This window comes from Paraburkholderia oxyphila NBRC 105797, assembly GCF_000685075.1.
Classification (GTDB): domain Bacteria; phylum Pseudomonadota; class Gammaproteobacteria; order Burkholderiales; family Burkholderiaceae; genus Paraburkholderia; species Paraburkholderia oxyphila.
Genome location: NZ_BAYD01000195.1, coordinates 1 through 9,354 on the forward strand (window position 1 = coordinate 1; position 9,354 = coordinate 9,354).

The window sequence follows — 9,354 nt, forward strand, 5'->3', positions numbered from 1 at the left end:
CGGAAGGGTCTGCAAGGAAAACCGGCCAGGCTGGCCGGTGAATGCGTTAAGGGTGCCGCCCGCAAATGCGCGGAGGTACGGGCCGGAAAATGTGCGGGAGTGCTAACCGGTGAATGCGCCAGGGGGATGGCAGGTAAATGCGATGGGGTTCGAACCGGTGAATGCACTGGGGTGATGACCTGTAAATGCGCCGGGTACTAACCGTTGAATGCGCAGGCGTGCTGGCTGGCGAATGCGTGGGCAAGGCGCCGAGCGAATATATGTGAGCGCTACAGATGCGTGTACATCCCACTGGTTTTGGATATACCCTACGGCGCGCGCAGCGCCGCCGGATGGATGAGCCCTTAGTCACTCCGCTATACGCTGCGTGGTGACAGACGCTCCGGAGCCGCTCCGATATACAGGGCAGTGGTGGACGGCGTCACACTAGCGGTGTGAGCCGCTTTCTTTTGCCTACTTTTCTTTGCGGCTGCAAAGAAAAGTAGGTGCCGCCCCGCACAGGGGCGACGCTTGCGGCCCGCCGCAAATACAAGTTAAGGCCAAAGCGCCTAAAAACCCACCAAGAAGAAGCATCAATTTGCAAGCAAAAACCCCGCGAATCATGCGCGCTCATGCTGCAATTAGCAACTCTCCTTTCCCGTCCACGGAGACATCCCCAACGAGCCGTCGCGGCTCCCGTATCGCCAACTCACTGAACGGCCCGCCTTCACGCGCGAGGCTACGCGTAATGAGCCGCCAGAAGACGCTCACCTCGGCATAATTCTCGACGAACCGGTTCGTCTCCGGCAATTCCCGCACGCCGGCCAGAATCAGCGACCCACGTCGCATCCCATACGCAAGATGCTCGCCCACGCAGCCAGCGATGCCAATCGTCCCCGCCACCATCCGCGAGGCCGCAAACGCGCCCGCATCACCGAACACGAGCGCCGTACCGCGCCGCATGCGGTCACCAAAACGCTCACCAGCATGCCCACGCACGATGAGCGTGCCACCGCGCATGCCGTCCATGCTGCCCGGCAACGCCGCCCCCGCGAAATCGCCGGTATTGCCGCCAATCTCGAGGCGCCCGCCCGCCATCTCGCAGGCCGCGAACTCACCGCTACTGCCGCTAACGACGATCGATCCAGCGCTCATCTGCGAGCCAGCAAGATCGCCCACGTCGCCGTCCACGACGATCATGCCGCCGTCCATCGCGCAGCCTACGCGATCGAATCGCCGCAAGTCGCCCTCAAACACGACGCAAGGCTCGCCCTCGGGTATCGCGTGCATACGCACATCAAAGAGCTCCGCAAGCACGATACGCTCGGTCCCATGCCAAAGCGGCAGGCGCGCGATTTCACTCTCGCTCAGAGGAGCGAGCATAGCCGGCAGGAGCGTGCGCGCGTCGATGCGCAGCGCGGGCGCGTCCTTCACGCGCAGCGTGATGCGCTTCATGAGGTTTCTCCGTTGCCGCACAGACGATGCAGATGAAAATGAAACGGCCCGAGCTTGCCGCCATAGTTCCCCGCGCTAATGCGCGTGACGCCGGCCTGCGCGCCGCGCGCGGTCACGGCTTCGATGCCGGTGCGCATCGCGTTCGCGACATCCGCTTCGCTGAGCCCGTCCACGACGATCTCCAGCACGCAGCGCGTCTCATCGGTCAATGCGGTGCGCGGCGCGAGGCCCGCGAGCGTGGGGCAATACGCGTCGTTGGTCGAGGCGGGCAGGGTAGAGTACTTCGAGCCGACCTTCGAGCCCGAGCGCACTACGCCGCCGGGGAACGGCATGATGATGCCGGGCACGCGCCGCATCGCTTGCACGGCGGCTTCGGCGCCCGCGAGCGCGGCGTCGGGGTCGCGCGCGAGCAGCAGCAGGTTGCCGCCGCCCACGCCCTTGATCACCGAGGTCGTTTCCTGCGCAACGAATTCGCCGTCCATGACCGGCACGCGCCAGTAGCGCACGCCGTCGATCAGCTTCGAGATCTGCCAGCCGTCGCCGAAAAAGCGCAGGTTCTTGCCGAGCGCAATGGCCTCGCCCTCGGTGATGCCCGCATAGACGGCCGTAGTCGGGCAGGTCAGCACGCACTGGCCCACGCGTCGCTCGACCTGCTTGGCCAGCTCCTTGCCCGACATCGAAAAGAGCAGGACCGCGATGCCCGGCCTGCCGTCGGGCGAGGCGTCCGGCGCGATCTCGCGTTCGATGGCGGCCTCGCAGCCGCAGGCGATCACCGAGGTTGCAAAGCCGGTGGCGGCCACGGCCGCGTGGCGCGCCCAGGCGGCGTTGCGCGCGGTGATCACGAGCCGTGTCGCCTTCATCGGGAAGGCTTCGGCGAAGGTGTCGTCGATGGTGACGCCGTTGATCGTGAGCGGCGCCTTCTCCGTGGTGCTCGCGGTGGCACTCATGACGGCTGGTCTCCGGTGTTGCCTCCGTGTACGCCGCAGGCCGCGGGCAGGAGGCGCCCGCCGTTGCAGCACGAGCACAGCTCGTCGCGGCCGATGGCGGCGTGGCGGAAGTTGAACGCGAGATGGCGTTCGCCGTATTCGTCGAGCGTGCGCTCGATCGAACGGTCGAACTCCGGCTCGACGAAGTGCGTGCCCCCCACGGGCGTGGCCACGATGCGCCCGTGGCGCGCCACCAGCTCGCCGTCCTTGAAGACGTATTCCGGTGTGCTGAACATGGCCTCGCGGTTGGCGTCGTCGCGATAGACGGCGATGTCGGCGGCGGCGCCCGCGCTCAGGCGGCCGCGGTCGGTCAGCCCGAGCAGGCGCGCCGGCGCGGCGCGCGTCAGAATCGCAATCTCCTCGAAGCTCAGCTCGCGCGTCATGCTCGCGAGCGCCGATTGCTGCGCCACCTCGGGATGCAGCTTCGCGAGCTGCTCGTCGCGGAACGATTTGTCCATCAGAAGCCGGATCAGGTGGGGGTAGCTCGTGAATGGGCCGCCGTTCGGATGATCGGTGGTCAGCGTGATTTGCCAGGGGTTCTTCACCATCAGGAACAGTTCGAGGCCGATCGTCCATTGCAGCGCATTCACATAGCTCTGCTCACGATAGCGGAACGGCACGACGCCACAGCCCGCATCGCATTCGATGTCGCCGGCGATCCATTTGCGCGGCGTGGCGAACTCGGCCTGCTTGACCTGTTTCATGATGTCGCCGGACGCGGTGACGGTCTGTCCGAACATGATCTGGCCCACGTCGATCGAGATGTTCGGATGCGCGTTGACTGCGTCGGCAATGCGCTCGGCCGCCGAGGAGAACTTGCGCGGGCCTTCGGTGCCGTAGCTGTGGAACTGGATGTGCGTGAGATGGCCCGGCAGGCCTTCGAGCGCGTCGATGGTCGCAAGCGTGGAGTCGACGTTGCCGGGCACGCCCAGGTTGCTCGCGTGGATATGCAGCGGATGCGGCACGCCCAGCTCGGTGAGCGCACGAGAGAGGGTATGCAGCACCTGGCGCGGGGTGATGGCGTAGTGCGCGTGCGTCTCGTCCACGTCGAGGCTGCGCTGGTTGAACTTGAACGCGGAGATCCCGCCCGGGTTCACGACCTTCACGCCCAGCGCCTTCGTTGCGTTGATGGACCAGCCGACGTAATCGCGCAGGCGCTCGAAGTCCTCGCCTTGCGCGAGCATGCGCAGGAACAGCTCGTCGTTGCCGAGCATCACATAGGCGCCGTGATCGATGATCGGCGTGTCGCCCATTTCCAGGTGCGTGTGGCGCGCATTCGAGGCGATCATCGCGGGCTCGAAGGCCGCCGTGTAGCCCATCTCGGCGTAGCGGTAGCCGGTCGCGAGCGTGCCCGGCGTGCAGATGCCGCACGAGGCCAGCTCCAGCGCGCTTTCGGCGTGCTCGCGCTGCATCCGGATCCGGTGATCCTCGGGCATCAGCATGCGGGCGAGGTTCACCTTGCCGCCGCCGATGTGCGAATGCATGTCGATGCCGCCCGCCATCACGGTCATGCCGGTGACGTCGTATTCGTGGTCCACGGGCTCCTCGGCGCCGAGTTCGACGATGCGGCCGTCGCGCACGCAGATGTCGGCAATCGACCCGTCGATGCGGCTGGCCGGATCGAACACGCGGCCCCCGCGCAGACGAAACGTGCTCATGCGGCGTTCTCCTTGCGGGCTGCGAGCTTTGCACCCAACTGTCCCGCGAAAGCGGCCACGGTGGGAAGCGTGTCTTCATAGACGGGCGTGAGCGGCAGCACGACACCGCCATCGGCGCGGAACAGATGGCCCGGCGAGCCGATGCCCGGCGTGGAGACGGGCACGAACACGGTCGGACCTTCGCGGTCTGCACAGGTCGCGGCAAGGCCAGGATGGCCAAGCACGATCGTCGGCAGGGTAGTGTGCGGCGGCGGCAGATCCGCGCCGAAGCTCGCGACCCAGACCAGCGCATCGACGCTCTGGTCCGCGAGCAGGCGTGCCGTGTCGTAGCGCTGGGGCGCGTGCTCGAGCCCGCTGCGATGCACGCCCGTGCGCAAAGGCAAGCCGGAGAGCCACGTGAGCGTCTGGTTGACGCTCGCGCCGCCGTCGTCGCCGCCTAGTGCGAGGCCACCCGCGCGCCGCATGCGGTTGAGCGTCTTCAGCAGGCGGTCGAATCCCTCCACGAGCAGCGTGGCATGGGTGCCCGGCAGATCGGCAGGAATCCATACGATTGCGGTGTAGTCCGCCGCGAGCATGCGCTCCACGAGCGCGGTCAACGCGGGATCGGCCGGCGCTCGCAGGGATTTGCCGGCGAGCAGCGCGTTGAGTGTGGCCACCGTGTCGTAGAGGTCGCCGTGCAAGGGCACGGCGAGCGTCTCGACGCCCGCTTGCTGCGCGAGCGCGGCATCGGCCTCGCAGCCGAGAAAGACGACCGTGCGCCGTGCCGGCCCGACGCTGCCGGCCTCGCCGCCCACCGCGCAGCGCGCGAAGAACTCCGGATACCGGGCCGACGGCGAGGCACCGATGCAGACGATCAGATCGGCGCGATTGCGGATCTCGGCGAGCGTCGTCGTGAAGGCGCCGCGGTCCTGCATGGCCGTCAAGCCGTGCATCAGCGCGCGCCCATGGGCGTGATCGACGATCGCGCCGCACGCGTTGGCGACGCGATAGAGCGCGCGTGCGCCGGCCACGTCGGTGGCCATGCCGCCAAAGAGCGGCTGGCGCGCGCGGGCGAGCCACTGCGCGGCGGTGTCGAGCGCCGTCTGTGCGTCTGCCGGCTGGCCGTTCACGGCGGGTCTCGCGTGAGAGGGCGCGCCGCCGAACTGGGCGAGCGCGCGCGCGGCGCGCGGGCAACTCGTGCCCGCCGGTGTCAGCGTCTTGCCTTGGGCGACGCCGAAGCGATCGCACAGCAGCGCGCAGAACGGGCAGGTCCAGGGGGGAGAGTGAAGAGTGGCATCCATGCCTGCCGATTTGCAAGGGCTATGCCATGCGCGTCGCGGCGGCGGCGCATGTGGGCTCAACGCGACTTGCAGGCGGACCTACAGGCGGACCTACAGGCGGACTTGCGGGTGGACTTGCAGGCGATAGGCAGGGGGGCTTTGCAGGCTGATCGGCGGTTCGATCCGTGTTCCTCGTGGGCAACGGCGCGCGCCGTGCGCGACACACAATGCGCACGACGATGCCCGAGCGCGCCACACACTGTCACGGCCGCTTCTCACCTGCTTTACATCTGCTTCACACCGGCGCCGCATCGACGTTGCCTCCACGCTGCCTCCACGCAGCACCGGCGCGGCACCGGCGCAATGGCCGATCCGCTGCCGATTCGCGGCTCATGAACGACCGCATGCGCTACTCAATCCGCAACTCAACGCGCTAATCAACGCGCTACCGCCCACGCTCACAAGCCGCGAGACACGCGCGCGATCGTCTGCGCCCGGCGTTGGCATGAAACGTGATTGTCGCGAAGTGGCCGGTGCAGCGCGCGGGCCGTGCGCTCAGGACGCGGCGGGAATGCGCCGCTCGTGCAGGGCGGAGGCCACGAGCCATGCCGTCGCGCCCGATGCGGCTGCTGCTTGCAGATCGTCGGCGTTGCGAATGCCGCCCGCGCCGATGATCTGCCGCTGCCCCGCGCGTTCGCGGACTTCGGCGATCGTGCCAAGCGCAGGGCCGTCGAACGAGCCCACGCGCTCGAGCGTCATGACGATGAGGCGCGCGGGCCAGTGCGAGGTGTCGGTCCAGCAATGCGGGTCGCCGAGCGGCGTGTCGTGCCGGCGGTCGAGCGAGAGCAGCGCATCGGCAGGCAGATGCGCCATCGCGCCGGGGCGCAGCGATTCGCTGCCGAAGACGGGCGTGAAGGTGGCGCCGCAGGACAAGCCGGTCTCGCGCAATGGCGCAAGCAGTGCACTGGCGGCGTGCGGATCGGCAAAGCCCGCATCGAGCCACAGCTCGACGCCGGGCAGCGCGCCGGCGAGGCGGGCGAGCAGGTCGCGTTGCGGTGCGCCGTGCATGATGCCGTCGAGATCGGCGACATAGAGCACGGCGGAGCCGCAGTAGTCGAGGAGGGCGTGCGCGGCGTCCACAGGATCGCTGCCGCTGCAGAGCTGCGATTCGAGCGGGCGATAGCGGCTGCGTTCGCCACGCACGGCACGCACCGCGGTGCCGCCGAGCACGTCGATAACGGGAATGATTTGCATGGGGGAGCGAGCGATGACGAAGGTGCTGGTCTACGAATATATCAGTGCTGGCGGCGATGCGGCAGCGGCTGCCAGGCCCGAATTGCTCGCGATGGGGCGTGCGATGCGCGACCCGGTGGCGGGTGACCTCGCGCGCCTGCCGGGCGTCGAGGTGACCTGCGTCTGCGCCGCGGGCGATACCGCCGCTACGCCGCGTGCACCGTCGCTGACATGGCGTGTGCCGCCACGGGGGCATGACGCCGTCGCGTTCGTGGGCGAGGAGGCGCAGCGCCACGACGCGGTCTGGGTCATCGCGCCGGAGACGGACGGCGTGCTGGCCGCGCTCTGCAACGCAGTGGACGCGCCGCGCTGGATCGGTTGCGACGCCGCCGCGCTGCAGGTGGCGGGCAGCAAGCGCAGGACGGCGCGGCATCTCGCGCAAGCCGGCATCGCGGCCACGCGCGCGTGGTCGGCCGACGCGCCGCTTGATCCGGGCGCGAGCGCGTGGGTCGTGAAGCCCGACGACGGCGCTGGCGCGATCGACACCCATGTCTATCACGACTTTCGCGCGGCCCAGTCCGCGTACCTCGCGCGCCTCGCCGCGCGGGAGCAGGTGACCTTCGAGGAATGGGTGGAGGGCGACGCGCTGAGTCTCTCGCTGCTGTGCACGCCGGGCCATGCGGAACTGCTGAGCGTCAACTGGCAGCATGTGAACGTCACGCAGGGGTGTCTCGCCTATGAGGGCGTCACGGTTGGCGCCATCGCGCTCGACAGCCTCGTTGGCCGCGCATGCGCGGAGCTGGCGGCGCGGGTTGCGCGCGCGCTGCCCGGATTGGCGGGCTTTGTTGGTATCGACGTGGTCTGGCATCGCGAACGCGGACCCGTGATCATCGAGATCAATCCGCGCGTGACCTGTGCGTATGCAGGGCTCGCTGCGCGGCTCGACACGAATCTGGCGGCCCGCGTGCTGGCGGCGCACCGTGAAGTCCAGCGCGAAGTCCAGTGCGACAGGCACGATGCAACGCACGAAATAGCGTACGACACCGCGCACGACGGTGCCGAACGGATCTGCCATGTCGCATGATCTCGTGATTGGCTGGGACATCGGGGGCGCGCACGTCAAGGCGGCGCGCGTGGAGGATGGCCGCGTGCTCGACGTCGCGCAGTGGCCCTGCCCGCTGTGGCAGGGCCTCTCGCAACTGGACGCCGTGCTGGCTCAGGCTGCCGCGCGTTGGCCCGATTACCGCGAGGCCGGACACGCGGTGACGATGACGGGCGAGATGGCCGATCTCTTCGAGCATCGCGAGGCCGGCGTGGCCGCGCTCGCGCAGCGGCTTGCCGCCCGTCTTGGCGAGCATGTGGCCTTCTATGCGGGCGAAGGGCTCTGGAGCGGGCTGGACAGTGTGGCGACGCACTGGGCACGCATCGCCTCGGCCAACTGGCTTGCTACGGCACAGGTGGTCGCGAGGCGGCTTCCCGATGCGGTGCTGGTCGACATCGGCAGCACCACGACCGACCTGATCCCGTTGCGCGGCGGCCGGATCGCCGCGCACGGCGCCGACGACGCTGCGCGACTGCGCACGGGCGAGCTGGTCTACCAGGGCGTCGTGCGCACGCCGCTGTGCGCGCTCGCGCAGCGCGTGGGCTTTCGCGGCGAGACCTATAACGTGATGAACGAGCACTTCGCGACCACGGCTGACGTGTACCGGCTCACCGGAGAGCTTGCGCCGATGCACGACCAGCATCCCGCCGCGGATGGCGCAAGCAAGGACGCCGCGGCCACGCACCGGCGGCTCGCGCGCATGATTGGCCACGACGCGAGAGAGGCATCGGAGACCGAATGGATTGCGTTCGCCCACCAATGGCGCGATCTGCAGCTCACCTACCTGGCCGCGAATCTCACGCGCGTGCTGGGGCGGGTTGCGCCGGTGCGGGGTGCCGTGCTGGTGGCGGCGGGCTGCGGCGCATTTCTGGCTGAAGCGCTGGCGCGCTCATGCGGGTATGAGAGCGTGCGCTTTGCCACGCTCGTCGAGGCGCAAGGCGGCGCGGCTGGCTGGGCGCAGGTCTGCGCGCCGAGCGCGGCGGTTGCGCTGCTGTTCGCGGAGACGGCCGATGCTGCGCTTGCCTGACGCGGCGGGGCGGACGATGCCGTCGAGGGAGCGCCTATGTGGGTGGTGAAGATCGGCGGGAGCTTGAGCCGCGACCCGTTGCTGCAGACCTGGCTGCGCGAATTGAGCGAGCTGGGCGGCGGGCGCGTGGTGATTGTGCCGGGCGGCGGCGGCTTTGCGGATCAGGTGCGCGAGCATCAGGGGCTCTGGCGATTCGATGATCTGGCCGCGCATAATATGGCGGTGCTGGCGATGGCGCAGCATGCGCTGATGATGCAGGGGTTGTGTCGCCGGCTCGTGGTGGCGACTAGTGAGCCGCAGATTCGGCATGCGCTGCATGAGGGCAGGACTGCGGTGTGGGCGCCGTTTGGGTTGCTGCGGCAGGAGGCCGATACGCTCACGAGCTGGGATGTGACTTCGGATTCGCTGGCGGCGTGGCTCGCTAATCGGCTCAATGCTGAGCGTCTTTTGATTGTGAAGTCTTGTGAGGTGGATTCTGCGTCTAGCGTCGCGATGCTGGCCGATAGTGGTGTGCTCGATAAGCGATTTGGTGAAATTACGCGGGATGCTTCTTATCCGTTGGATATCCTCAATAAAGAGGAATGGGTTCGTGTGCGTGAATTGCTATTGCATGCTGCTGCTTCGTGAGAGATGCTTTTTTTGTGGGTTTTTTGGC

Annotated in this window: 8 protein-coding genes; 3 read left to right on the top strand and 5 right to left on the bottom strand. The window is 68.0% G+C overall.

Annotated features, from left to right (window positions below):
- Positions 1 to 609 precede the first annotated feature (609 nt).
- The 5 genes from BO1_RS47310 to BO1_RS47330 all read right to left on the bottom strand — a co-directional run bounded on the left by BO1_RS47310 (position 610) and on the right by BO1_RS47330 (position 6,591).
- A complete protein-coding gene (locus BO1_RS47310; RefSeq protein ID WP_028223555.1) occupies positions 610 to 1,434 on the bottom strand; it encodes a formylmethanofuran dehydrogenase subunit C in 825 nt (274 codons plus the stop codon).
- Positions 1,431 to 2,381 carry a formylmethanofuran--tetrahydromethanopterin N-formyltransferase gene (gene fhcD, locus BO1_RS47315; RefSeq protein WP_043289143.1) on the bottom strand — a complete coding sequence of 317 codons (951 nt, stop codon included), beginning with the start codon at positions 2,379 to 2,381 and terminating at the stop codon, positions 1,431 to 1,433. The genes BO1_RS47310 and fhcD overlap by 4 nt, the downstream gene beginning before the upstream one ends.
- The gene (locus BO1_RS47320; protein WP_028223557.1) at positions 2,378 to 4,078 is read right to left on the bottom strand and encodes a formylmethanofuran dehydrogenase subunit A; all 1,701 of its coding nucleotides are present in this window, start codon (positions 4,076 to 4,078) and stop codon (positions 2,378 to 2,380) included. The genes fhcD and BO1_RS47320 overlap by 4 nt, the downstream gene beginning before the upstream one ends.
- Positions 4,075 to 5,358 carry a molybdopterin-binding domain-containing protein gene (locus BO1_RS47325; RefSeq protein ID WP_028223558.1) on the bottom strand — a complete coding sequence of 428 codons (1,284 nt, stop codon included), beginning with the start codon at positions 5,356 to 5,358 and terminating at the stop codon, positions 4,075 to 4,077. The genes BO1_RS47320 and BO1_RS47325 overlap by 4 nt, the downstream gene beginning before the upstream one ends.
- 534 nt (positions 5,359 to 5,892) lie before the next feature.
- Entirely contained in the window at positions 5,893 to 6,591 is a 699-nt protein-coding gene (locus BO1_RS47330) for a HisA/HisF-related TIM barrel protein (RefSeq protein WP_028223559.1), read from the bottom strand.
- Positions 6,592 to 6,604: 13 nt separating this feature from the next.
- Between BO1_RS47330 and BO1_RS55800 the strand changes: the two genes are divergently transcribed.
- Genes BO1_RS55800 through BO1_RS47345 form a run of 3 tightly spaced genes read left to right on the top strand, consistent with a single transcriptional unit; the run spans position 6,605 to position 9,326 of the window.
- Positions 6,605 to 7,654, top strand: coding sequence for an ATP-grasp domain-containing protein (locus tag BO1_RS55800; RefSeq protein WP_063744766.1), 1,050 nt, complete (start codon positions 6,605 to 6,607; stop codon positions 7,652 to 7,654).
- Positions 7,644 to 8,699 (top strand): hydantoinase/oxoprolinase family protein, encoded by a 1,056-nt coding sequence (locus tag BO1_RS47340; protein WP_028223560.1) that lies wholly within the window; start codon positions 7,644 to 7,646, stop codon positions 8,697 to 8,699. Before BO1_RS55800 ends, BO1_RS47340 begins: the two co-directional genes overlap by 11 nt.
- A 36-nt stretch (positions 8,700 to 8,735) precedes the next feature.
- Positions 8,736 to 9,326, top strand: a complete 591-nt coding sequence (locus BO1_RS47345; protein ID WP_028223561.1) for an amino acid kinase family protein — start codon at positions 8,736 to 8,738, stop codon at positions 9,324 to 9,326.
- The last annotated feature ends 28 nt before the right edge of the window (positions 9,327 to 9,354 follow it).